Raw genomic sequence first — 22,656 nt, 5'->3', positions numbered from 1 at the left:
GACGCGTACATATTGTCAATAGAGAGGATGGTTGAACAAACGATGGAGGAACGGGAACACACGAATTCATTGCTTCCGCTCGGATCGGTAGTTCTGCTCAAGGGCGCTCAGAAGAAGTTGATGATTTACGGGCGCAAGCAGATCCAAATGGAAAGTAACACCTTATACGATTATTTGGGTGTTGTCTATCCGGAAGGATACATCGACCCCAACTATACTTTTTTGTTCAATCATGAGGATATCGACAAGATCGAATTTACCGGATTTTCGAATGATGAGGAAGAAAGATTCAACAAGCTTCTGGAGGATGTTTCAATTTAGTAGCGAGCGGGTATAAAGAATCAGGACTAGCGACTTTAGATGAAATTGGCAAAATATAGTATAGTCTAGAACGAAAATAAAAAAGAAAATAATCGAACCTTGAAGGAGGCACATTATGGCAGGACGTATTTTAATTACCCCCGAGCAAGTCGATACGGTAGCGAATCAATTCAAGCAAAGCGGAGAGCAAAGCCAACAAATCGTCTCCAGCTTGACCCAAGCCATTCATGGCATGGAAGGACAATGGGAAGGGATGACCAAACAGCGTTTCTTCCAGGAATTCCAGGAAGCAGGCAAGCAGATGCAATCATTCGTTCAAATTCTCAACAGCATCAGTCAAGAGCTGACTGCAATTGCCCAGAAATTCCGCACCGTCGACGAAACGCGTTAAGGTGTATTCCGATAGGACCAAAGTATTGGGATTGGTACAATCCACATATAAGCTTAGAAACCGGGTGTTCATGAACTCCCGGTTTTCTTGCAGTCTATTCTAGTTTTTTGACAAAGAGAGGGGATGTCTATGTCTTTTCAGCCTAATCCCGGAGATATGATCCGTATCAACGGAAAAATGTACTCTGTGGGTCAGCATCCAGCCGCGCCCGGTTTGGCATATGCCCAAGCAGGAAGGCAGGGAATTGTCTATCAGCTGATTCCTGCAGAAGGCGGGCCGCATGAGGCGAAGGCTCTGAAAGTGTTTTTTCCTAAATTTCGTATTCCGGCGATGGTTTATCAGTCCGAAACGATGGAGATTTACAGTGAAAGCCCGGGCTTGCAGGTCTGCAGTCGAGACGTGCTCACTCCCGAAAGAAACGGAGAAATAATTGCCGAACATCCGGACCTGCTATATGCCGTATTGATGCCCTGGGTTCACGGATTTACCTGGTTTGATATCATTGCCGACCAGAGGCAGCTTAAACGCACGGAAAGTCTCTCGCTCGCAAAGGCGCTTTCCGGCATTGCTTCGGGCATGGAACAGCGTGGCTTGGCCCATTGCGATTTATCTGCTCCGAACGTGATGCTTCCGTTTTTTTCTGAAGTCGATCTACCGGACAAGAGCTCGGCTGTCGAATTGGTTGATGTTGAGCAGATGTATAGTCCTAAAATGGACCGTCCTGACGTACTGCTGACAGGCTCACCTGGATATGCAGCCCATCGTACGGTGCAGAGTGGACTGTGGAGTGCTTATGCAGATCGGTTTGCCGGAGCGATTATTCTTGCTGAGATGTTGGGATGGTGTGATCCACAGGTAGTGGGGAAGGCTTGGGGAGAAAGCTATTTCGACCAGCATGAGATGCAAAACCCTTGTGAGCGGTATTTTGTGCTGAAGAAGTCCCTCGAGCATAACTGGGGTACTAAGGTTGCGGAACTGTTCGGCCGTGCTTGGGAGAGTCAGGATGTTAGCAGTTGTCCGACCTTCGGTGAATGGCTGGTTATCTTGTCGTCGATTAATGAGGAACAACTGCTGCAGGATGAAATTGAAATCGCTGCAGTTCCAAATATTCAAGTGGAGGAGCCAATCATACCTTTGCAGGCAGCCTCTGAGGCTGCTGAGGGGTCCGTCCCTGAACGACAGGGTTCAGGCGCTGTCTTCGTTGAATCGAACCGAACCGGGCAGGATAGTGGCGTAGTCAACCGGTTATTCCTGCAGGCAAGGGAAATGGAGGAGAAGGGAAATCTCAACGGCGCACTTGAGGTTTACCGGTCCGCACATCATTTTGTTCCCTCAGGCTCACCGATGCAGGTGGAACTGGAAGCGGCCATTCAGGGGATTGAGGAGCTGCTCAATCCGAAACAGGAAAATGAGACAGGGAAGCTTCCTTTTTACCGTTCCCGAAAATGGATTGCCACTGCGATCGCTGCCTTGATCCTTATCGGAGGCTCCGGCTTTACGGTAAATCGGATATTGGCAGACCGGGCGGAAAACCGTCAAAAGGAAGCCGCAGCCACTGAAGCGCTTGCCAAGCAGCAGGAAGAAGTCAGATTGGCAGAGCTCAAAAAGCAGGAGGATGAAAAGCTGCTGAAGGCTGCCGAAGCGGAGCAAAAGCTTAAGCAGGAAGAAGAAATCAAGCTGGCTCAGCAGAAGCTTGAAAAGCAAAAGCTGCAAGAGCAGTATGACAAACAGGCCAAGTATGAAGCATATCTTGCCCAGCAAATGCAAAATCAAAAGAAAAAGAATGCGGAGAAGCAACAGCTGCAGCAGATGTATGACAAACAGGCCAAGTATGAAGCTTACCAGAAGCAGCTAAAGATTCAACAGGCCAAAGAAGAAGCCGCACGCAAGGAGGCTGCAGCGAGAGCCAAGTCACTCCAGAAAAAACGGTCAAGCCAGGTAGTCCAGCTGATTGCATCCTATAATCAAGCCTATAATGCTCAAAAGGGCGGTAATACGGCGAAAGCAAGAGAATACGCTAAAAGCTTTGTCAATCTGTATGAGCAGGATTCTGCTTATTTTAAAACCGTGGGGAAAACCAGCACTCGCGCTAACGGAATTTATAAATTTCTGGCCAACGCGGGTTATCAGCTGCCTAACGTCTAGACATGATTTATTAACCAAAAAGGGGAGTTAAATAAAAAGATGAATTATACTATTCAGGCTTCCCAGCGCACGCCCGCGCTTATTATCTACTTAATCGATATCAGCGCATCCATGAATATGCTGATGGAGGATAAACGGCGGATCGATATCGTTTATGAAGCCTTATCTCTCGCCATTCGACAAATGGTGTTCCGATCAACGAAAGGTAACCGACTCACGCCGCGTTACCGGATTGCCATCTTGGCATATAGTGATGATGTTTACGATCTGCTCAATGGAATTAAGGGGATCGATGAAATTGCAGCAGTGGGTTCATTGCCGGATCTGACACCGAGAAGATTCTCGGATTCAGCAAAGGCCTTCCGCCAGGCGGAACGTATTCTGCAGTCCGAACTTCCGCATATGCAGGATTGTCCTGCCCCGCTGGTTTGTCACATGACCGATGGGGTGGCAACCGGTGATGATCCTGAGCCTATAGCCAAACGGATTATGAGCATGAGTGTACCAGACGGAAATGTGCTCGTGGAAAATATCTTTATCTCCGATCATATGCTGGATGAGCCTATCTTGCAGCCGAGGCGTTGGAAAGGAATCCACACGGAAACCGAGCTGAGGGATGAGCATGCGGCAAAGCTGCGGAATATGTCCTCACCTCTGCCGGAGAGCTACCGGGAGATGCTGGCCGAGGCTGATTATCTGCTTGCACCCGGAGCTTTGATGATGCTTCCAGGAAGCTGTTCGGAGCTCGTGTCCATCGGATTCCAAATGTCGGCGGCAACGCCGGTCAGAGCGTAGGAAGGGGTATTCTATGAAAACCAATACGGCTGCAACTCAAGGCTTATTCACGTTTGTCAGTTCCCAGTCCTCCGAGCATCGGCTTTCTACATATCAAGGTCGTTTTGTCTGCAGATATGCTTATGGGCGCGCAATGGAAAGTCTAGTGCAGGGAGAGAAAGGGCAGGATTTTGTTGGTGTTCATATGGATGGAAACTCATGTAATTTTGTTCTTTGCGACGGAGTCGGACAGAGCTACCAAGGTGATTTCGCTGCACGATTTCTTGGCAATACGCTGCTGGACTGGCTGGGTACCACGCGCGAGTGGTCCTCTGCAGCTTTTACAAGCTTCATGCAGGAAATTACCGTATCAGCTTCCGAGCAGCTTAAACAGCTGACGCCCCCGGGAGAAGTCCCGGCGCTGCTGCGCGAGGTACTGGAAGACAAACAGCGTCTTGGAAGCCAGACGATGTATATTTGTGGCCGCATCGAGCTGCCTACAGCAAGGAAAAGGCAGGGTAGAATCTGGATGGCATGGCAGGGGGACTCACGGCTGCGCTTCTGGAAAAATGATGCGGAGATTAGCGAATATTTCCACGAAACGATGCTGACGAATGAACGCTGGTCCACCTTAACGGGGCCGGTCGGCGGTTCGCCCCATGTATACCAGACCCGTCTGGAATACGGATTACCAATGCGTCTTCAGCTCTATACGGATGGTCTGGATGATCTGGATCCGATCCGCCAGCTGCTGCCGGATGAACAGATCCAGATTCTCCTTGATGCCCCTCATACAGGCGGACTTGAGGATGATGCTGCGTTTTTGGAGCTTCAGTGGTAACAGGAATAACGAGGATTTACAGAAATTCAAAATATATACAGGAATAAAAATGTTTTTGCTAGGTGATTAAGCATAAGCTCTTTTTGGGTAATCTTGAGACAGATGAAACATACTAGAATCAGGATACCAAAGGAGAGATACGAATGAGCCAGGAGCAGGTAAATAAACTGCGTTTTACAGGAAAGACAGCGATTGTAACGGGAGCCGGTTCCGGCATTGGAAAAGCGGCTGCCATCAAAATGGCTACAGAGGGAGCCAATGTGGCTTTGTTCGATCTTTTAAACGACCGCACTGCTCAGACAGAAGCGGAGATTAATGCCATTCGTCCGGGCTCCGCACGCGCTTTTGATGTGGATACCTCGGATGCGGCCCGTGTGGAAAAAGCGGTTCTCGAAACGGTAGAACTGTTCGGCTCGGTTGATGTTGTTTTTGCCAATGCAGGGATCAATGGCGTGCTTTCACCTATTGAAGATATGAAGCTGGAGGACTGGCAGCATACGCTGAGCGTGAATCTGAACGGCACATTTTTGACAGTCAAATATGCCATACCCCACTTGAAACAGCACGGTGGCAGCGTCATTATTACGAGTTCCATTAACGGCAACCGCACGTTCTCGAATTTTGGTATGTCCGCATACAGTACCTCAAAGGCAGGTCAAGTAGCCTTTGCCAAAATGGCTGCGCTGGAGCTGGCCAAATTCAAAATCCGTGTGAATGTCATCTGCCCGGGTTCCATTTCAACCAATATCGACCAAAGCACGGAGAAAACCGAAGAGCTGAAGGAAATCGTCATCCCGGTACAGTTCCCGGAAGGAAGTCAGCCGCTGGCTGATGGACCTGGGGACCCGGAAAACGTGGCTGATCTTGTGGCGTTTCTGGGGTCGGATGAGGCCTGTCATATTACAGGCGCACAGATTATTATTGACGGAGCGGAATCGCTACTCTGCTAATGTAGGATATGTTGGAAATAAAGGCCGTTTCCGCAGCTGCGGAAGCGGTCTTCTTCTAGTTTGACATGCCCCGCGGTACATGATTACATAGAAAGAAGGTTACTTTAGAACATAAGGAGGGCTGACCTCGCATGAGTATCATGTCTTGGCTTGCAGAACAAAGAATAACCCGGGCAATGAATCAGGGTGAATTCAAGGATCTGGCAGGTAAAGGAAAGCCGCTGGAGCTCGAAGATACGTCTCAGATTCCTGAAGACCTCCGCATGTCATATAAAATCATGAAAAATGCCGGGTTCATTCCAGAGGAAATGCAGCTGAAGGGAGAACTGCTGAAGCTGCAGGATTTAGTTCATGCCTGCGAGACCGCCGGCGAGAAGGAAAAGCTGAAAAAAACACTGACTGAGAAGAAGCTGCGCTTTCAAATGCTGACTGAGCAGAGAGGCTTAAGCGGCAGTACGGCGTTTTTGGAATATGAGCAAAAGATGCGAGATCGCTTGGAGGATTCTTAGGTGCTTATTCGTTGTATAGCAAAATAAAAAACCTCTATCTTTACCTTCAGCTCAGGCAAAGATAGAGGTTTTTTATGGGATTTTAGTTCCATGCAGACGGGATAACGTCACTTCGGTGATGATGATCGGATCAGAAGGAAGCTTCTCCATAAGGAAGAGAGGTATACACTCTCTGGCTGTCAATGGCTCCAGCTTCTCTGTCAGGCCTGCGATCCACATGAGCCAGCCGACCACTTGCTCGGCAGTGACACCCATTTCACGAAGTGCTGCCAGGCTGGTTCCGCCATGCCGCTTGGCCAGTCGTTTGCCATCCGGACCCATGAACAGGGGAACATGGGCAAAAGTTGGGGCATGCAAACCAAGCGCTTTATAAAGCATGAGCTGCCTGGGGACGGAATCCAGCAGATCTGATCCTCTGAGGACATCCGTAATATGCATCCGGTCATCATCTACGACAACAGCCAATTGATACGATATCATTCCATCTGCTCTCCGCACGATGAAGTCGCCGCCGCTGGCGGCATCAAACTCCTGACGGCCGGCAACACCATCCCGGAAAATAAGCATTTCATGGCCAACTTTGAACCGTAATGAAGGGGCTTTAACCAAGGACTTGCGGGCAGCTTCTTCTTGCGTCAGATGGCGGCAGGTTCCTGGATATGCGGGACCTTCCGATGATAATCCGTGGGGTGCGCGTGCAGCTGCTAATAGATCAGCGCGGCTGCAATAACAGGGATAAAGGCATCCTTTGCCATCAAGCTGCTTCAAGGCTTCATTGTAATACTCGATCCTCTCGCTTTGGGTATACGGACCAAAAGGACCGCCTACATCCGGACCTTCATCCCAGTCCAGCCCTAGCCAGTACAGGTCGTCAAGAATTTGTCTTGCCAAGTGCGGTCTGGACCGCTGTGTATCGATATCCTCCATCCGCAGCACGAAACTTCCTTGCCGGCTGCGGATCTGAAGCCAAGAAAGCAAAGCCGCCCATGCGTTGCCAATATGCAGCTCGCCTGAAGGTGTAGGTGCGAATCTGCCTCGCACCTGACGTTTGTTTTGGCTCAAGTGCAATCGTCTCCTTTTTGCAGCTTCGTACATTTTATAGCAAACCGACGTGGATATCCAGTGCTCCAAGGCTCTATAATGAAAGCAAGACAAGTATACGATCGAAAGACATGGTGAGAAGAGAATGAATGAATTACCGATACAGAGGGTACTGCCAGAGCTGATTGAACGATTGCGATCAGATACATCGGCGGTCCTCATTGCTGAGCCGGGGGCGGGGAAGACGACCCAGGTTCCACTGGCTTTCCTGAACGAATCTTGGCTGCATGGCCGAAAAATCATTATGCTGGAGCCGCGCAGGCTCGCAGCGCGGGCTGCAGCGGAATATATGTCCAAAATGCTCGGCGAGCAGACTGGAGAAACTGTCGGCTACCGGGTAAGGATGGATAGTAAGACAGGTAAAAATACAAGGATAGAAGTAGTGACGGAGGGGATTTTGACCCGGATGCTGCAAAATGATCCTGAGCTTGAAGGCGTCGGGATGATCATTTTTGACGAATTTCATGAACGTAATTTACAGGGTGATGTTGGTCTCGCTCTGGCACTTGAATCCAGGTCTGTCCTCAGGGAGGATTTACGGATTCTGGTGATGTCGGCGACGCTTGAAGCAGAGCCTGTCGCTACGCTGCTGGGGCATGCATCTGTCGTGAACTGTCCTGGACGGCAGTTTCCGGTAGAAACGATATATACACCGCCAGCTAACGGACAGAAACTCGAGCAGCATCTGGCAGCTGTTATCCGGGAGGCTGCCGCAGCACATCCCGGCGATATTCTGGTCTTCCTGCCCGGAGCCGGGGAAATCCGCAGGCTGCATGCAGAGCTGGATAGAGCAGTACTTCCATCCGGATATGTGGTTAGGCCGCTGTATGGTCAGCTGCCGCAAAATGAACAAGATGCTGCCGTGCGTCCGGATACGGAAAACCGGCGCAAGATAATACTGTCAACTTCCATTGCGGAAACGAGCTTAACAATAGACGGTGTTCGGATTGTGGTGGACAGCGGATATATGCGTACACAGCTTTTTTCTCCGCGCTCAGGAATGCCTTATTTGGCAACAAGCCAGGTATCAAGGGCTTCTGCAGACCAGCGCAGAGGCCGGGCGGGACGGACGGCTCCGGGAGTGGCGTACAGGCTGTGGAGCCATGAAGTACATGATCACTTGAAACAGCGGAATCAGCCGGAGATTCTGGAGACGGATTTAACGCCGTTAGCACTTGAGCTCGCGGCATGGGGAGTTCAAGAGCCCAAAAGCTTGCTGTGGCTTGATCCTCCGCCGGAGGCCGCCTTTGAGCGGGGGAGAGAGCTATTGCAGCGCCTCGGGGCAATTAATCTGGGCGGGATGATCACTGATAAAGGGAAGCGGATGGCGGAGTTTGGCATGCATCCCCGGCTGGCAGCAATGATGCTCCAGGCTGTGGGGATGGGTATGGGAGGGCTTGCTGCCTCCATAGCTGCTCTGCTGCAGGAGAGAGATATTTTCCGGGGCAGCCCCAAGGACAAAGATGCGGACATCCGAAGCCGGATCGAGGCTATTTCCTTATGGGATCAGAGAGGTATAACATCAGCAAATACAGAAGAGACAATATTAAAGCATATTGCACGTGAAAGCCGGCATATCCGGAAACAATTGGGCATTAAGGATGGAGAAGCAGTTGATTCGGAGAAGTGCGGGCTTTTATTATCTTTTGCTTATCCGGACCGGATTGGTCAGAGCCGCGGCGGAGGCAAGTTTTTGCTGACCTCGGGCCGGGGAGTGGAACTTTCAGGAGCGCAGCTGCTCAGCCGTTCATCATATGTCACGGTGGCTGCGGTGGATGATCAGAAAGGTGCGGAGGGTAAAATTTTGCTGGCTGCTCCACTGAGCATTGAGGACCTGCAGCGATATCATCAGGATGATATAGAGGAAGAAATGATTGTAGAATGGGATTCGGGGCTCAGCACTGTTAAGGCCCGGAATCAGACGAGTCTGGGAGCAATCATACTCCGGGAGTCGCAGGCCATGCAGCCTCCTCAAGAGTTGGTAGCCGCTGCTCTCCTGACAGGTATACGGACCGAGGGACTGGATATTCTGCCTTGGACCAAGCAGGCCAAACAGCTGCGTCAGCGTTTGCAGCTGATGCACATGGCGGATCCGGATTGGCCGGAGATGACTGCAGAAGCGCTTCTGGGGAACCTGGAGGAGTGGCTCCTGCCGTATCTTTATGGAATGAGGAGCCGTACAGATCTCCAGAAGCTGCAGCTTGCAGCGATCCTTGAGCAAAAGCTGGGCTGGGATAAAAAGAGTCGTCTCGACAAGGAAATACCTACACATATCACCGTTCCAAGCGGATCAAGAATAGCCGTGGATTACAGCGATCCGAGGCAACCCGCCCTGGCGGTCAAGCTTCAGGAGATGTTCGGACTACATGAAACGCCAAGGATTGGTCATGGTAAAATACCGCTGACACTTCATCTTTTGTCGCCCGCTCAGCGCCCTGTCCAGATTACTTCTGATCTGGCGAGCTTTTGGAAAAGCGGATATTTTGAAGTGAGGAAAGATTTAAAAGGCCGGTATCCCAAGCATTATTGGCCGGACGATCCGCTGGAGGCTATAGCGACAAGACGCACCCGCCCACAATAAAGATCCTTCAGGGAGTTCCATATTGTTTGTTTTTCAGATGAAGCGGGTAATATGAAAACAAATAGTGAAATGGAGGAAAAGGTCATGGAGGATAAAAAGATTGTAGGCGTGTTCGAAACAGAGCAGGAGGCTTCCCGTGCTATTGAAGGCTTGCAGCGCTATGGCTTTCCATCCAAGGATATTTCTGTGATTACGAAGGATCGTGAAGATTTGGAGTCCATTACCGAGGATACGGGGACAAAGGCACCTGAAGGGGTTGCGGCAGGTGTTGCTACGGGCGGTATGCTGGGAGGCATCACAGGATTGCTTGCAGGTATCGGAGCACTGGCGATTCCGGGTATTGGTCCAATTCTTGCAGCAGGCCCGATTGCAGCTACACTGGCTGGTCTGGCTGTAGGTGCCGGAGCCGGCGGTATGGTAGGTGGCTTGATCGGTCTTGGAATTCCAGAGGATGAAGCTAAGGATTACGAAAATTATGTAGACCATGGCAAAATTCTGGTTATAGTAAATGCCCAAGAGCGAGACAGGGAAATTTACGATATTTTCAGGGAAAACCGCTCGTTGAATGAAGATCGATATAATAATGATCTTGGGCTGATTACCGATGACACGACGAGAATCATAAACGATGATGAACCCAAGCCTCATTGATATATAAAATAAAACCGGCAGCTGCACACAGCAGATCCGGTTTTATTTTTTCTGAATCATACGCGGAGCCTTATATGCCCATTTCAAATCTCTGCCCAATTGCTCCCAGATATCTTCAGCCAGCCAATCTTTAATCAAACCCAGCTGAAGCAGATGCTGCTCAAGCTGGATGGACAGTTTGATCTGCAGTATCATTTCATTCATTAAATTCTCTTCGGTGGAAGCCTTGAGACAATCCAGAAGCAGTCCCATGCGCTGTCGGTTATCCTGCAGCAGGTCCTCCGCTATGAATTGATCGTTAAATGCTTTGAAGCCGAGCAGACTCTCCACAACGGGGTTCAATTACCTCACCTCCGGTGATTGTTCAAGTCAAGGAATTACAGAATCGAACCGGTCATGCAGCAGCTGAAGTATATGTTTATTCATGGACATGCTTTGAGCTATCAGATCCATCAGTTCCGGGTAGGAGACCAGTTGAACAAAAGTTCCGGATTTGATGATCTGCAGAGTTTCATGTCTGATGAGTGCTTGCCATGCCAATAAATCAGCGGCATCCAGGATTTTGCCGGATTCGGGTGGCAGTGTATCCATAAAAGGGCTCCATTCTTTTCGGCTTAGTATAAGCGGTAGGGATGCGGTCTATCCTCAGATAAAATAAAATTATAAAAAAGGTTGACTATAATCTAAAAATGATATATCTTTAAATCAAGATAAAAACACCGAGCACAAGGAGAGGAATTACATGTTACGACTAACTAAATATTAGCTGATTTTTTTATCTATATATCTTAAATTAAAGCAAAATAAAATTAAGAATAATGAAAATGGAGGAATATAAAAATGATAGCATGGGGATTGCTGATTATCAGATTGATCGTTGGATTGACGTTTGCAGGACATGGGGCACAGAAATTATTCGGTTGGTTTGGAGGTCCTGGCTTGAAAGGAACGGCCGGCTGGCTTGGTTCCATGAATGTAAAGCCTGCGCTACCAGCAGCAATCGTTACGGGTTTGTTTGAGCTTTTGGGCGGGCTGCTCTTCGCAGCTGGCGTGTGGACACCTGTTGCGGCAATCATGATTGCATTGACGATGATTGGGGCCATTGTGACAGTCCATGGTAAAAACGGCTTCTGGGCTACAGCGAATGGCTTTGAATATAACCTGATTCTGATTGCTGTTGTTGTAGGTGTGGCATTAACCGGCCCTGGAGCGTATCACTTGTTTTAATCGTAACCATTCCGTCTATCAGGATAAGGAGGGTTTACCTATGAAAATGCGTTTATATACACCAGCAATGCAGGGCAAAGGGATTTTTGGCGGCGGTAAAATTACGGAACAAAAGCCCATTGGATTTCCGGGAGAAGGCTCAGTGATCAACCGAGTCGGTCCTTTGTTTTATTGGGCATGGGCACATACTCCTGAGGAAGGTTATATTCCACTCCATCCCCATTACAGCTTTGAGATCATGACGTATGTGCTGAAGGGCAAAGCCGAGCATGGGGATTCCCTCGGAACTCGCAGCACCGTGGGCGAGGGTGGAGCCCAGGTCATCAAAGCCGGTAGCGGCGTCAGCCATGAGGAACATTTTTTTTGCCCGGATATGGAAGCATTTCAAATCTGGTTTGAGCCAGACCTGCAATCAGAAGCCAAGAAGAAACCTGCGTACGAGCAGTATGAGCATGACGAGTTTCCGATTGAAGAGCAGGAGGGCTTGAGCGTAAAGCAGATCCTAGGCGACGCTTCCCCCATTCATCTGACCGCCGAAGCACGGATGTGGGATATTGAACTCATGCCGCAGCAAGAATTCAGTCAACCGCTGACCAAAGGCAAAGCTTTGGCTGCACTTGCAGTAAGAGGAGGAGGAAGCTGGAAGTCAGGCGAAGGACATTATGAAGGCTTTCATGAGCGGGACTTTATGCTTCTATCTACGGATGAGGATGAAGCGTTATTGCTGCAGGCAGGAGATGAATCTGTCCGGATTTTCCTGATTGAAGTTCCTGAACGGGTAAACTATGGGCTCATCCCCAAAAAATATTAAAAACATTTGTCAAAAGAGCGCGTCAGATGATATATTCTGGCTGGCGCTCTTTTTTGTTTTTGTTTAGGTGAAAGCATGGGAGTTTATATTTTTATGAGCTATTCTTCAGGACAGGAGTGAGCTTATGCCGAAGAAAGCCAGAATTCGTGAAATAGAGCTGCTGCGCGGGCTAGCCTTTCTGGCCGTAGCACTCCAGCATGCGATTGCCCACTTTTCCGTAGTGGAGGGCGTTAAACTGGAAGACGGTGTCATCATGACGTTATTACTGATGGCCGCCAAATTTGCCGTGCCAGTGTTTATTTTTATTACAGGGCTGGTGCTCTTTTATAATTATGACGGGCAGATTAATTATTTTTCTTTTGTTCGCAAACGTTTTATGGATATCCTTGTGCCCTATATACTATGGTCCGCTATATATTTCCTGGTAAGCCCTGCATGGAATGTGCATCAGCTTAGCAAATGGGTTAATATGCTTTTCACCGGTAAAAACAGTTATCATCTCTGGTATATCGTTATGATTTTTCAGTTTTACCTGCTGTTTCCTCTGTTCCGGTACTTCATGCGGAAATGCACGCAATGGTTTCCTTATAAATGGCGCGCAGTTGCACTCACTTGTGCAGGGTTTCTCTGTCTGCTGCTGTTGGAAAATCTATTTCGGATCAGTGATGTCATGACACGGGTAAATCTGCCTTTTCTTACGCCATTTTTAACGAAGTACGCGGACAGGAATTTCCTGTATTTCATGATTTATTTTATTCTTGGCGCTGCAGCCGGGATGCACCCGGATCGTTGGAAGCTTTGGCTGGAAAAAGGAAAGCTGATGTATTGGACTGCTTTTATAGGCTTGTTTGGATATTACACGTATATTACCGTTCGAAGCTTTGGTTCCGGTTCAGAAGCCGGGCTTCATATTTCGTTTAACCAGCTTAATCTGCTAAGACCGCTGATCACTATTTTTCTCGTCTGTTCGATTTTTGTATTCTACGAGTGGTCCCAAAGAAGAACCCAGCAATCGGGACCAACAGAGCTGGATTTCATGAATACGCTTGGTAGATATTCGTACGGCGCCTACCTAGTGCATGCATTGATGCTTAGACAGAGCTACAAGATCGACGAATGGCTGTTCGGAGGCTGGAATGTGACGCTGCGGATGTTGATGACCTTCCTGATCTGCATCATTTTATCCTATGGATTAACGATAGCGATGTCTTATCTTCCTTTTGGGAAATGGACGGTTGGGGTCTCCTCGCTTCCCAAAAAGCAACGCCGTTACGTCCCGAGTCAGGGACAAACCCCCTTGCGTTCAGTGGACGGAAGTTGATTTATTAAAATGATAAAGAACCTGCTCTGGAGTAGGCCATCCTTCCTTTGAACAAGGAAGCGGCTGAAAAAGCGGAGCGGGTTCTTTTTTTACCTCTAACAATATTATTTCAACACCTGAAAAATTCACAAAAGGAAACAAATCCAATCTGATCCACTATCTGCGAAGATGACTTTTTACCGTTCCCGCAGTACAAATCAAGGTATAAAAAATGTTCTTCGGCCTATTTTTGAATGATTGCAGATCGTATTCGATATAAAGTGAAAATTACATGTTATGCAATATGGAAAATAGTCGTTTATAATGGATTTGAATTGGTTAATGAAGGAAAAGAAGCAAAGGGGGAAACGGTGTGGCTTTTATGATCGCCCAGCGTGCTTTTATTAAAACGTATCTGATTACAATGGTTGAACAGCATCGGGGATACGGGTATCAAATGCTGGAGGAAATGAGACAGGAATTTAAAAGCTACGGTTATTCTCCCCCGCAAAGTGAAATATACCGGGCGCTGCATGAGCTGGTTCAGGAAGGGGTATTTTACCGGACCAAACAGCTGAAGGGGAATGATCCACGTGTGGATTTTCAGGAGATTGTGCTGTACCACTTTACCCAAGATGGTCCTGAGAAGGCCAAGCTGTACAAGAAGCAGGTCAAAACGGATTTGGATCGCTGCCTCGGCATGCTGAACAAGGCGGTCAAGGACAATTATTAACAGGGTACCGAAAAGCTGAAGGAGGAGAAGGAGAGATGGAAAAGAAACTTCGCTGGGGAATACTGGGTACGGCCAGCATTGCGCAAACTGCTTTTATACCTGGAGTTCAGGATTCTCGAAAATGCATCATTCAGGCCATAGCAAGTCGTCAGCCGCAGAAGGCTGCAGAGGCAGCGGAGAAATTCAATATTCCGGCCTCCTACGGCAGCTATGAGGAGCTTCTCCAGGATCCTGAGGTAGATGCAGTATATATTCCGCTTCCTAACCATTTGCACAAGGAATGGACGCTTAAAGCGGCTCAGGCGGGTAAGCATGTGTTATGTGAGAAGCCTGTGGCACTGAATGCCGTTGAGGCTGCAGAAATGGTTACGGCTTGCAGCAAGGCGGGAGTGATCTTCGCTGAGGCATTCATGTACCGGTACCATCCCAAGCACCGCCGGATTCAAGAGATTGTGGATAGCGGGGAGATTGGTACTATAAGAGCCATTCATGGCTGCTTTACTTATAATGATCTGAAAGATAAAAGGAATGTAAGATATCAGAAGCATATGGGTGGGGGTTCCATCTATGATGTAGGCTGCTACCCCATTTCCGCCGCACGGATGATTCTCGGACAGGAGCCGCTTGCTGCAGCAGTTCTTGCTTCATTTTCCTCGGAGCATGAGATTGACCTGATGGCCTCAGGCGTTATTGAATTCCCGGATGATGTTGCACTAACGTTCGATTGCGGTATGTCTGCATCTCCGCGCTGTGAGCTGCAAGTGCTCGGCAGCAAAGGGCGAGTTGAACTGCCGCTGGCTTTCGGCTGGGAGCATGACGAAGAACCTCCGCAGCTAATCGTATACGAGGGGGATACCAGGAGGGAAGAGCGCCTGGGTGTCTTCAACTCCTTTGCACTCGAAGCAGACGCTTTTGCCGACGCGGTGCTGGAAGACGAAATGCTGCCTTTCGGTCCGGATGATGCCGTGAGCAACATGAAGGTCATTGACGCCTGCATGAAAGCAGCTAAGGAAAAGGCTTGGGTACCCATTGAAGCAGATCCGGCGCAGCGCATATAAAAGAAATCCCCGACTCTCATGATGAGAATCGGGGATTTTTGTGAGCCAGGATGATTACATGCCATCGTCATAATCCTCGACGTCACGTTTGGCAGCCATAGCCGGGGAGTTGGAGGTGCCGTATTCTTCAACAGATTCCCAAGCATCCGCGTCATCGAAACGACGATCATACTCTTGCCTGCGCTCGCCTGCTCCGGTTGGAGGTGGGGTAATGACCTGTTCTTCGACAGGACGGTCATTACGCAGCGACTTCTCTGGTGTATCCTTGATGCAGTATGCAGTATAGGGGATAGCCTGCAGGCGTTCAAACGGGATATCCTGGCCGCATACCTCACAGACGCCATATGTCCCTTTTTCCATTTTTTCCAAAGCTTGATTCACCTGGTCCAGTTCATCATTCAGAGTATCATTGACCGCAAGGTCGCGTTCCCGCTCAAATACCTCTGTTCCCAGATCCCCAGGGTGGTTATCTACGGTAGACAGGTCGCCTGTCGAGTCGGTTAAGGATTCGCCAAGGGCAGCATTTTCTTCTCCGTTAACTGAAAAATGATTTTCCAAATCCTTCTTTTCATTAAGTAGTGTATGTTGGAGCTCCTGGAGCTGAGCATCGCTTAAGTGGCTCATGATTAAAACTCCCTTCAGTATGTTGTAAGATAAGTTTCTGTACTGTTTCCTTACCCTAAAGCACACGGAGGCAATCACGGATGCTGTACTTGGAGCATTTTTACCGATGTTAAATTGTGTATTCGTCTGCCATACGACAAGGGAATGTTCCATTTTCAATCTGAAGGGTCGGATGCTCGATCCCGAATCGTTCATGGAGCTCATGTGTTGCTTGTTGAATGATCTGATCATTGTTTCCTGGTTCACTGATCACCAGATGCACCGTCAGGGCGGTTTCCGTAGTACTCATACCCCAAATATGAAGGTCGTGAACATCCGTCACGGAAGGAATTGATGCCAGATAGCTCTTGATGGCTGCTGCATCAATTTCCGGAGGGACGCTGTCGAGAGCCATATTGAGTGAGTCTTTTAGCAAATTCCATGTGCTGATAAAAATCACGACCACGATAAGCAGACTGACTACGGGATCAAGCCACTGCCAGCCAGTAAACATAATCACGATACCCGCGATGACTACTCCGAGCGAGACACCAGCGTCCGCTGCCATATGAAGGAAGGCGCCACGAACATTCAGATCACCTTTTCTGCCGGAGAGAAAGAGTAGGGCTGTGCCGGCATTGATAGCGATACCTACTGCGGCTACCCATATGACGGTTGAACCGGTGACAAGCTCAGGATTCGCAAACCGTTGAATGGCTTCCCAGGCAATGATGAATATTGCGGCCAGCAGGAATATGGCATTAAATAATGCGGCTAAAATGGACGAACGCCTAAACCCGTAAGTTCTGCGCTCGGTAGGGAGCTTTTTGGAAAGAAGACTGGCAACCCAAGCCAGAACAAGCGCAAGCACGTCGCTCAAATTATGTCCTGCATCCGCCACCAGCGATAAAGAATGACTTAGATAACCATAAGCGGCTTCTACGATGACAAAAGCCATATTCAGTATAATTCCGATCAAAAAGGCTCTGTTATAGCTGGCAGGTCCATGGTGGTGACTGTGACCTTCGTGTGAATGACTGTGAGCATGAGATGCTGACATGATAAAGACCTCCTGTAAGCTGAGAATATGATTATTTAATTAACATATGAATATGTACTCATGTATTAATAATAACACAATGCATTAATAAGTCAATGTCTGGAAAAAAACAAGCGGTAAGGCATGTTTTCTTTGGAACATCCTCCAAAAAATCGCGGAACCATTTTCATATTTACCCGGGTTGTGATATAAAAAATAAAGGGGATGTATATAATTAAATGATTACCCGTTTAAGTAGCAACCGATTTGGAGGTATTGGCAATGGATGAGCATATGCAGCGCCGACTGGATAAACAGAGAAAGCTGTTTAAGCAGCTGGGTATACAATTGGATGCTCTCTCAATTCACGAGAAGGTGTTCAATACAAAGCTTAGAGGGTACGATCCGGAAGAGGTGGATTCCTACCTTGATGAAATTATTAGCGATTATGAACGTTTTTACGCGACCATCGCCGATTTGATGGATAAATGGCAGGAGCAGCAGATTGCAATGCGCGATATGAAGACAAGTTCCCGTCCCGAACCCGAGCGTTTCGCAATCGATCCGAAGCAAATTGAGGACATCGTACTCAAAATGGAGTACAATCTCAGACAACTCAAGACTAAAATTAGACCCGAACCTGATTTCTTCGTGGATTGATACAGCAGCCTACATATGAAATAACGAACTCCTCCAGGAAAGCGAAAGCTTTTATGGGGGAGTTTTGTTATGCGGAGGGGAATGAAAAAGGGTGTAAGGGAGTGTTTGAGATGGTAAGATGGTAAAATAAGGTTGTGAGTTATTTGAAATTGGTACGATTACTAAAATCATATTTTCTTATCCATTAGTCAAGAGATTTATAGTATTTCAAGGAGGTTACGACTTTCTGATAAAATCGGGAGATATGCGGAGTTAACTCCAGCAGACAATAACACCTTAAGTTATGAAGTGTGGTCTAATACTGCACATAACCAAGTTTTCACGCATGGGGCCAGTCATCTGAAATACGTGTAATCATATATAGTGAAAGGATGAAAGACATGACGTTCCATTGGGCTACTGTGTTGTATCAACTAATATTCATTGCCGTAATTTTTTTGTTTTTTTACAGCTTATTTAGATTTGCTCGAAAAATCATGCTACATATTAAAACAACTAAACAAACATTAGAAAGATTAGAAAATAAAATAGATTTGATAAACCGGAAAGATAAATAATCATCATCATAAGTCCGACGTTCCCTTTGGTCAATTAAGACACTTGAACCTTAGGAGCGCGGAACGATAGTTGCAACTTCTATAACAAACAAAGTTAATTTGGAGGAATAACATTATGGAGCAATGTAGATTAGAACAGGCTGATAAAAACTCATTTGCAGTTCATCAAGTTATATATTCCAACTCCGATATTGAGATGTGGTATGACTGGAATACTCGCTTGAATGATACGCAGTTTACAGATCAATGTTTTTGGATAATGTGTGGGGATGACAGGATTGGAGGGGTGGTAAAGATTGATGATACTCTAATGTTTCCTTTTGTAATTCCTCCATTTTCTGATCGACAGCAAATGTGGAGGATCCTATTAAAATGTTGCAAAGATATAAGTAATATCAACGGAGTTCTGCAAGATGACGTAGATATACTGCTGTCATTAGGTTTTAAAGCCAATGTAATTCGGCAGGTCATGTGCTGTCCTACGGGTGCAAGTAAAAAGCCGGTCATTCCAAATGGATTGTCTCTTTATATGTTGGAGGATTCTTTTGACATAACAAAAATTAAAGAGGTAATGAAGGAAGGATACCGTGGGGGAATTGACTACGAGACCTTCGGTGTTCCCAATGATGAGCAGATAATGGAGGATATATCGTATCTTTTGCAGGTTTACAAGCATAGGAATCTTTCGATATATGTCGTAAATGAACAGAACCAAGAAATCGTTGGACTTTGTATAGCGGGTATCAGTAAAAACATGCCATTAGGATTTGCGGAAATCGGAGAATTATGTGTTGTTCCTCAATATAGAAACAAGGGAATTGCGGAATTTATGCTAAATTACATAAAAGACTCTGCAAGCGTTTATACAGAGGTTGTGAAATTATGCGTTACTGTAGGCAATTATGCAGAAATACTTTATCGTAAAGCAGGATTTCAAGCAGGACCTAGATTTGTGAAAATGACTAAAAGATCAATGTAGCAATTTTTTATTTTAAAGGGGATAACAATGAGCGAAGAATATATAACACTTAAAAGAATGCCTACTATAGCAGAATATATAAACCTTTGTAATGCAGTTGGTTGGAAAGCGTTTATGAATTTTGAAGTTGCAGAAGAATCCTTGAACCAGTCATTATTCGGTGTCGTTATTCAATACAAAGATGAAATAGTAGGAATGGGAAGAGTCGTTGGAGATGGAAAGATATATTTTTATATTCAAGACATCGCAGTCATGCCGGAGCATCAAAGCAAAGGTATCGGAAGTATGATCATGGAAGCAATCTCGGAATATTTAAACGAAAATGCACCGGAAAAATCATTTATAGGTCTATTTGCAGCCAAGGGGAAAGAGCCATTTTATAATAAATATGGTTTCAATAAACATGATGGAATGACAGGAATGTTCGGAGTCATTCATGAAAGTAAAATAATGTGATTCTTGTGAGTGGATCCATCAAAAATAACAAATAACGCTTAGTCATGGGGGAAGAACTATGAAAGAAATAAACTATACCCATTATTTTTGGCAAGATGAAGTACTCAGATTACGCTCGATTCAGGCTGAAGATTGGGAAGGGCATTATTATAATCGCTTTGATACGCCGGCACGTCGTTTATTGGAATGTGCAGTTGAATTACCACCCACAATCACAGAGGCGAAGAAATTCGCTGAATCATACTCTGATTTTGATTCTGGGAACGGTCGGATCATGTTTACGATCGAAAGTTTGCAGGGTGAAAATATTGGAGGAATAAACTTAAATAGCATTGATGAGAGGAACGGAACTTTTAGTATAGGTATACAGGTTGATCAGGATTTTAGAGGACAAGGCTACGGTACGAGGGCTGTTAGAATTCTTTTAAGATATGCTTTTTTCGAAAGACGGCTTCATAAATTTAATGATTGTGTTCTTGAAGGAAATGAACCTTCTGCAACCATGATGAAGAAACTCGGATGTGTACAAGAAGGGATTCGACGTGAAGTTATTTATACAGACGGACAATACCACAATCTAATTCTATTTGGTTTAACGAAGAATGAGTTTATAGAGCATGAGAGATTAAGAGAGACTTTGTAAGAAGCATCGCCTAACAGATAATTATAGCGTCAGCTAGCACCTTGGTCAGACAGAGGCATAGATAACAAGGGAGTGAAGCATATGCCACATATTATTGGCTCAAGAATCATTTTAAGAGAGTACAGGAAAAAAGACTTAGAATCAATGAGGTTGTGGGTGAATAACCCTGAAATAACGAACAATTTATCGGATGTGTTTTTATATCCCCATTCACAAAATGCAACAGAATCATATCTGAATTCTTTACTTGAGGGGAAAACAGAACAGAAAGGATTTGTAATTGCTGATAAGGAAACAGAAGAGTATATAGGACAAATCGATTTGTTTCACATGGATTGGAAGAACAGAAGTACCGAAATGGGGATCGTTATTGGTAATCCTAAATTACATAACAAAGGATATGGGTCTGAAGCTATCCAATTAATACAGAAATTCGTTTTTCTGCAACTAAATTTAAATCGACTACAACTTGAGGTACATGATTACAATGATAAGGCAAAAAAATGCTATTTAAAATGCGGATTTAAAGAAGAAGGACGACTAAGACAAAAACATTTTTCGAATGGTCAATACACTGATGTCGTATATATGGGTATCTTGAGAGAAGAGTTTGTCAACAAGAAAGAAATATAATGTATTCCATTAGCTTTTGTATCTAAAAAATTCTGTGAGTGAATTAGAGAAGGGAAGAGGAAGTTGAAAAGAAGGCTGCTTTCTTTGGCCATTTTTGCAGCGCTATTAGTTGCTTGTTCCAATGAACAAACTTTTGATGATTTTTTTTATGCGAAAATGGAAAAACATAAAAAGGACTTTGATGAAGAAGTTCATTATTCGTATTCTCTTGTTCATAAGGAAGAAAATGTTGTTAAAGAAAACGATGCGATTACTATTTTTAGAGAAAATAATCTTCAAGGAGATCAAATATTCATTGCATATTTTGAGCGAGAGAATGGTATATGGATGTGGAAGAATACTAGAGGGGCAGAGTGGAATTCTTTTGTGTAATGGTCTTCAATGCAGGATGAACCATACATATTTTCAGGAACTATCAATGATAATTCCATTTCAAAGGTGTTTGTAGGTGAGGAACAAGCAAAAATAATCGACGTCGATGGAGACAAAAGGTATTGGTATGCCATCAGTCATGTTAAAGATGCAGTAGTAAAAAGAGTGAAAAAAGATGGAACACAAGAGGTAGTTGAAGAAATAGACGAAAATTATAAAGGATCTAAGTAAAACGGTAATAGGTTAAATGCTATCATGCTGCTTGTTCAAAATAATGGAGGGGCACACATGCAAACGTTCAAGTTAGAAGCTGTTTTTATTGACCGTGATGGAACAATCGGTGGAACGGATGAAGTAGTATTACCCGGAGATTTTAAATTATTTCCTAAAACGAAAGACAGCATTGAAAAATTGAAAAAATTGGGAATCAAGCTTTTTGGATTTACAAACCAACCGGGAATCTCACGTGGGGAAGTGACAAAAGATGCTTTTGAGAGTGAGATGAAAGAATTTGGGTTTGATGATGTCTACATATGTCCTCACCAACACACCGAAGGCTGTGAATGCCGGAAACCCAACCCCGGAATGTTACATCAAGCTGCAACTGAGAACGAGCTGAATCTGTCCAATTGTATAGTAATAGGTGATAGATGGTCTGATATTTTAGCTGCAAATCGTGCCGGTTGTAAGAAGATCTTAGTATTAACAGGAGCAGGTAATGATGCCCTTCATAAATATAAACATATGTGGTCCAATATTGAAGCGGACTTTATCGCAAATGATTTCGAGGATGCCGTTCGATACATTATAAATTTAGTAGGAAACCTAGGAAACTCCTAAATAAATACGAACCCGAAATGAACATGGAATAGTTGATCTCTTACCGTATCCATCGTTCTTATTCAGTCCGTCGGCCCCGTGAGTTCCGTATGTACCAGGAATATATAAGGAGTGATTGAAATCGATAAGAGCATATCAAAAAGAAGTATTCTCTTGATCAGTTATATTGTTTTGATTTTCTTTGTGGGTATTATTTTTGTTCCTTGCTTTGAAGTATGGGGACCGGAGAAGAATGTATCTGGATATAGCTATGTGTTTATTTTTAATTCTGTGGTTGATCGTACCGATATCAATGGATTTTTAGTGCTTTACCAAATTGATTACTTAAGAATTGCTTACACCATTGGTATTATTACTCTGATTTTCTACAGTGTATGGAGATTATTTAGATTATGGGATAAAGAAGATTCCAGGTAACAAGATCCATGTTTATTAAAAATAAGGGCATAGCATATAAATTTGATCAAAAACTATGGCTTCA

Annotated in this window: 28 protein-coding genes; 23 read left to right on the top strand and 5 right to left on the bottom strand. The window is 45.7% G+C overall.

Annotation, left to right across the window (positions count from 1 at the left end; genetic code table 11):
• Positions 1-42 precede the first annotated feature (42 nt).
• The 7 genes from KJS65_RS11690 (at position 43) to KJS65_RS11660 (ending at position 5,931) form a co-directional block, all read left to right on the top strand.
• The gene (locus KJS65_RS11690) at positions 43-321 is read left to right on the top strand and encodes a DUF4176 domain-containing protein (RefSeq protein ID WP_136604815.1); all 279 of its coding nucleotides are present in this window, start codon (positions 43-45) and stop codon (positions 319-321) included.
• Positions 322-436: 115 nt separating this feature from the next.
• Positions 437-712, top strand: a complete 276-nt coding sequence (locus tag KJS65_RS11685) for a WXG100 family type VII secretion target (RefSeq protein ID WP_136604816.1) — start codon at positions 437-439, stop codon at positions 710-712.
• Positions 713-841: 129 nt separating this feature from the next.
• Positions 842-2,857, top strand: coding sequence for a protein kinase family protein (locus KJS65_RS11680; RefSeq protein WP_213649969.1), 2,016 nt, complete (start codon positions 842-844; stop codon positions 2,855-2,857).
• 39 nt (positions 2,858-2,896) lie between these two features.
• Entirely contained in the window at positions 2,897-3,652 is a 756-nt protein-coding gene (locus KJS65_RS11675; protein WP_213649968.1) for a vWA domain-containing protein, read from the top strand.
• 13 nt (positions 3,653-3,665) lie between these two features.
• On the top strand, positions 3,666-4,472 hold the full coding sequence (locus KJS65_RS11670; RefSeq protein ID WP_213649967.1) for a hypothetical protein: 807 nt from the start codon (positions 3,666-3,668) through the stop codon (positions 4,470-4,472).
• A 143-nt stretch (positions 4,473-4,615) separates the two neighbouring features.
• Entirely contained in the window at positions 4,616-5,422 is an 807-nt protein-coding gene (locus tag KJS65_RS11665; protein ID WP_213649966.1) for an SDR family oxidoreductase, read from the top strand.
• Between the two features lie 131 nt (positions 5,423-5,553).
• Positions 5,554-5,931: a DnaJ family domain-containing protein gene (locus KJS65_RS11660; protein ID WP_213649965.1), complete on the top strand. Its 378-nt coding sequence runs from the start codon at positions 5,554-5,556 to the stop codon at positions 5,929-5,931.
• Positions 5,932-6,003: 72 nt separating this feature from the next.
• On the opposite strand, the gene gluQRS is transcribed toward KJS65_RS11660, so the two are convergent.
• Positions 6,004-6,993, bottom strand: coding sequence for a tRNA glutamyl-Q(34) synthetase GluQRS (gene gluQRS / locus KJS65_RS11655; RefSeq protein WP_244864498.1), 990 nt, complete (start codon positions 6,991-6,993; stop codon positions 6,004-6,006).
• A 124-nt stretch (positions 6,994-7,117) separates the two neighbouring features.
• On the opposite strand from gluQRS, the gene hrpB reads away from it, so the two are divergent.
• The gene (gene hrpB / locus KJS65_RS11650) at positions 7,118-9,613 is read left to right on the top strand and encodes an ATP-dependent helicase HrpB (RefSeq protein ID WP_213649963.1); all 2,496 of its coding nucleotides are present in this window, start codon (positions 7,118-7,120) and stop codon (positions 9,611-9,613) included.
• Between the two features lie 84 nt (positions 9,614-9,697).
• Entirely contained in the window at positions 9,698-10,264 is a 567-nt protein-coding gene (locus KJS65_RS11645) for a YflT domain-containing protein (RefSeq protein WP_213649962.1), read from the top strand.
• Between the two features lie 42 nt (positions 10,265-10,306).
• Here the strand turns inward: KJS65_RS11645 and KJS65_RS11640 are convergent, their stop codons facing one another.
• Positions 10,307-10,606 carry a hypothetical protein gene (locus KJS65_RS11640; protein ID WP_136604824.1) on the bottom strand — a complete coding sequence of 100 codons (300 nt, stop codon included), beginning with the start codon at positions 10,604-10,606 and terminating at the stop codon, positions 10,307-10,309.
• A gap of 27 nt (positions 10,607-10,633) precedes the next feature.
• Positions 10,634-10,855, bottom strand: a complete 222-nt coding sequence (locus tag KJS65_RS11635; protein WP_213649961.1) for a hypothetical protein — start codon at positions 10,853-10,855, stop codon at positions 10,634-10,636.
• Positions 10,856-11,104: 249 nt separating this feature from the next.
• On the opposite strand from KJS65_RS11635, the gene KJS65_RS11630 reads away from it, so the two are divergent.
• From KJS65_RS11630 to KJS65_RS11610, 5 genes are all read left to right on the top strand, one after another.
• Positions 11,105-11,491 carry a DoxX family protein gene (locus KJS65_RS11630; RefSeq protein WP_213649960.1) on the top strand — a complete coding sequence of 129 codons (387 nt, stop codon included), beginning with the start codon at positions 11,105-11,107 and terminating at the stop codon, positions 11,489-11,491.
• A 40-nt stretch (positions 11,492-11,531) separates the two neighbouring features.
• Entirely contained in the window at positions 11,532-12,302 is a 771-nt protein-coding gene (locus tag KJS65_RS11625; RefSeq protein WP_213649959.1) for a pirin family protein, read from the top strand.
• Positions 12,303-12,426: 124 nt separating this feature from the next.
• Entirely contained in the window at positions 12,427-13,623 is a 1,197-nt protein-coding gene (locus tag KJS65_RS11620; RefSeq protein WP_213649958.1) for an acyltransferase, read from the top strand.
• 352 nt (positions 13,624-13,975) lie between these two features.
• Positions 13,976-14,335: a replication termination protein gene (locus KJS65_RS11615; protein ID WP_136604829.1), complete on the top strand. Its 360-nt coding sequence runs from the start codon at positions 13,976-13,978 to the stop codon at positions 14,333-14,335.
• 35 nt (positions 14,336-14,370) lie between these two features.
• Positions 14,371-15,393: a Gfo/Idh/MocA family protein gene (locus KJS65_RS11610; RefSeq protein ID WP_213649957.1), complete on the top strand. Its 1,023-nt coding sequence runs from the start codon at positions 14,371-14,373 to the stop codon at positions 15,391-15,393.
• Between the two features lie 54 nt (positions 15,394-15,447).
• Here KJS65_RS11610 and KJS65_RS11605 read toward each other — a convergent pair whose 3' ends face one another.
• Together KJS65_RS11605 and KJS65_RS11600 are read right to left on the bottom strand one after the other, a co-directional pair.
• Entirely contained in the window at positions 15,448-16,017 is a 570-nt protein-coding gene (locus KJS65_RS11605) for a TraR/DksA C4-type zinc finger protein (protein ID WP_213649956.1), read from the bottom strand.
• Positions 16,018-16,126: 109 nt separating this feature from the next.
• Positions 16,127-17,056: a cation diffusion facilitator family transporter gene (locus KJS65_RS11600; RefSeq protein WP_213649955.1), complete on the bottom strand. Its 930-nt coding sequence runs from the start codon at positions 17,054-17,056 to the stop codon at positions 16,127-16,129.
• Between the two features lie 261 nt (positions 17,057-17,317).
• Here KJS65_RS11600 and KJS65_RS11595 point away from each other — a divergent pair, with 261 nt between their 5' ends.
• From KJS65_RS11595 to KJS65_RS11560, 9 genes are all read left to right on the top strand, one after another.
• Entirely contained in the window at positions 17,318-17,695 is a 378-nt protein-coding gene (locus tag KJS65_RS11595) for a DivIVA domain-containing protein (protein ID WP_136604833.1), read from the top strand.
• 672 nt (positions 17,696-18,367) lie between these two features.
• On the top strand, positions 18,368-19,231 hold the full coding sequence (locus KJS65_RS11590; RefSeq protein WP_213649954.1) for a GNAT family N-acetyltransferase: 864 nt from the start codon (positions 18,368-18,370) through the stop codon (positions 19,229-19,231).
• A gap of 27 nt (positions 19,232-19,258) precedes the next feature.
• Positions 19,259-19,687 carry a GNAT family N-acetyltransferase gene (locus tag KJS65_RS11585; RefSeq protein WP_213649953.1) on the top strand — a complete coding sequence of 143 codons (429 nt, stop codon included), beginning with the start codon at positions 19,259-19,261 and terminating at the stop codon, positions 19,685-19,687.
• Positions 19,688-19,745: 58 nt separating this feature from the next.
• Positions 19,746-20,330: a GNAT family N-acetyltransferase gene (locus tag KJS65_RS11580; RefSeq protein ID WP_213649952.1), complete on the top strand. Its 585-nt coding sequence runs from the start codon at positions 19,746-19,748 to the stop codon at positions 20,328-20,330.
• Between the two features lie 81 nt (positions 20,331-20,411).
• Positions 20,412-20,963, top strand: coding sequence for a GNAT family N-acetyltransferase (locus tag KJS65_RS11575; RefSeq protein ID WP_213649951.1), 552 nt, complete (start codon positions 20,412-20,414; stop codon positions 20,961-20,963).
• 63 nt (positions 20,964-21,026) lie between these two features.
• Positions 21,027-21,335, top strand: a complete 309-nt coding sequence (locus KJS65_RS29835) for a hypothetical protein (RefSeq protein ID WP_244864497.1) — start codon at positions 21,027-21,029, stop codon at positions 21,333-21,335.
• 9 nt (positions 21,336-21,344) lie between these two features.
• The gene (locus KJS65_RS29830) at positions 21,345-21,566 is read left to right on the top strand and encodes a hypothetical protein (RefSeq protein WP_244864496.1); all 222 of its coding nucleotides are present in this window, start codon (positions 21,345-21,347) and stop codon (positions 21,564-21,566) included.
• 57 nt (positions 21,567-21,623) lie between these two features.
• Entirely contained in the window at positions 21,624-22,175 is a 552-nt protein-coding gene (locus tag KJS65_RS11565; RefSeq protein WP_213649950.1) for an HAD-IIIA family hydrolase, read from the top strand.
• 111 nt (positions 22,176-22,286) lie between these two features.
• Positions 22,287-22,592, top strand: coding sequence for a hypothetical protein (locus tag KJS65_RS11560; RefSeq protein WP_213649949.1), 306 nt, complete (start codon positions 22,287-22,289; stop codon positions 22,590-22,592).
• Positions 22,593-22,656: the final 64 nt, after the last annotated feature.

The sequence above is a fragment of the Paenibacillus sp. J23TS9 genome, from assembly GCF_018403225.1.
Taxonomy (GTDB): domain Bacteria; phylum Bacillota; class Bacilli; order Paenibacillales; family Paenibacillaceae; genus Paenibacillus_AQ.
The sequence above is the reverse complement of the archived record's forward strand: the minus strand, read 5'-3'. Positions and strand labels throughout refer to the sequence as shown.

What these genes read in the sequence shown, in the direction of transcription:
- KJS65_RS11690 (WP_136604815.1), top strand. Translation starts at nt 43, where the DNA reads ATGGAGGAACGGGAACACACGAATTCATTGCTTCCGCTCGGATCGGTA.
- KJS65_RS11685 (WP_136604816.1), top strand. Translation starts at nt 437, where the DNA reads ATGGCAGGACGTATTTTAATTACCCCCGAGCAAGTCGATACGGTAGCG.
- KJS65_RS11680 (WP_213649969.1), top strand. Translation starts at nt 842, where the DNA reads ATGTCTTTTCAGCCTAATCCCGGAGATATGATCCGTATCAACGGAAAA.
- KJS65_RS11675 (WP_213649968.1), top strand. Translation starts at nt 2,897, where the DNA reads ATGAATTATACTATTCAGGCTTCCCAGCGCACGCCCGCGCTTATTATC.
- KJS65_RS11670 (WP_213649967.1), top strand. Translation starts at nt 3,666, where the DNA reads ATGAAAACCAATACGGCTGCAACTCAAGGCTTATTCACGTTTGTCAGT.
- KJS65_RS11665 (WP_213649966.1), top strand. Translation starts at nt 4,616, where the DNA reads ATGAGCCAGGAGCAGGTAAATAAACTGCGTTTTACAGGAAAGACAGCG.
- KJS65_RS11660 (WP_213649965.1), top strand. Translation starts at nt 5,554, where the DNA reads ATGAGTATCATGTCTTGGCTTGCAGAACAAAGAATAACCCGGGCAATG.
- hrpB (WP_213649963.1), top strand. Translation starts at nt 7,118, where the DNA reads ATGAATGAATTACCGATACAGAGGGTACTGCCAGAGCTGATTGAACGA.
- KJS65_RS11645 (WP_213649962.1), top strand. Translation starts at nt 9,698, where the DNA reads ATGGAGGATAAAAAGATTGTAGGCGTGTTCGAAACAGAGCAGGAGGCT.
- KJS65_RS11635 (WP_213649961.1), bottom strand. Translation starts at nt 10,855, where the DNA reads ATGGATACACTGCCACCCGAATCCGGCAAAATCCTGGATGCCGCTGAT.
- KJS65_RS11630 (WP_213649960.1), top strand. Translation starts at nt 11,105, where the DNA reads ATGATAGCATGGGGATTGCTGATTATCAGATTGATCGTTGGATTGACG.
- KJS65_RS11625 (WP_213649959.1), top strand. Translation starts at nt 11,532, where the DNA reads ATGAAAATGCGTTTATATACACCAGCAATGCAGGGCAAAGGGATTTTT.
- KJS65_RS11620 (WP_213649958.1), top strand. Translation starts at nt 12,427, where the DNA reads ATGCCGAAGAAAGCCAGAATTCGTGAAATAGAGCTGCTGCGCGGGCTA.
- KJS65_RS11610 (WP_213649957.1), top strand. Translation starts at nt 14,371, where the DNA reads ATGGAAAAGAAACTTCGCTGGGGAATACTGGGTACGGCCAGCATTGCG.
- KJS65_RS11605 (WP_213649956.1), bottom strand. Translation starts at nt 16,017, where the DNA reads ATGAGCCACTTAAGCGATGCTCAGCTCCAGGAGCTCCAACATACACTA.
- KJS65_RS11600 (WP_213649955.1), bottom strand. Translation starts at nt 17,056, where the DNA reads ATGTCAGCATCTCATGCTCACAGTCATTCACACGAAGGTCACAGTCAC.
- KJS65_RS11595 (WP_136604833.1), top strand. Translation starts at nt 17,318, where the DNA reads ATGGATGAGCATATGCAGCGCCGACTGGATAAACAGAGAAAGCTGTTT.
- KJS65_RS11590 (WP_213649954.1), top strand. Translation starts at nt 18,368, where the DNA reads ATGGAGCAATGTAGATTAGAACAGGCTGATAAAAACTCATTTGCAGTT.
- KJS65_RS11585 (WP_213649953.1), top strand. Translation starts at nt 19,259, where the DNA reads ATGAGCGAAGAATATATAACACTTAAAAGAATGCCTACTATAGCAGAA.
- KJS65_RS11580 (WP_213649952.1), top strand. Translation starts at nt 19,746, where the DNA reads ATGAAAGAAATAAACTATACCCATTATTTTTGGCAAGATGAAGTACTC.
- KJS65_RS11575 (WP_213649951.1), top strand. Translation starts at nt 20,412, where the DNA reads ATGCCACATATTATTGGCTCAAGAATCATTTTAAGAGAGTACAGGAAA.
- KJS65_RS29830 (WP_244864496.1), top strand. Translation starts at nt 21,345, where the DNA reads ATGCAGGATGAACCATACATATTTTCAGGAACTATCAATGATAATTCC.
- KJS65_RS11565 (WP_213649950.1), top strand. Translation starts at nt 21,624, where the DNA reads ATGCAAACGTTCAAGTTAGAAGCTGTTTTTATTGACCGTGATGGAACA.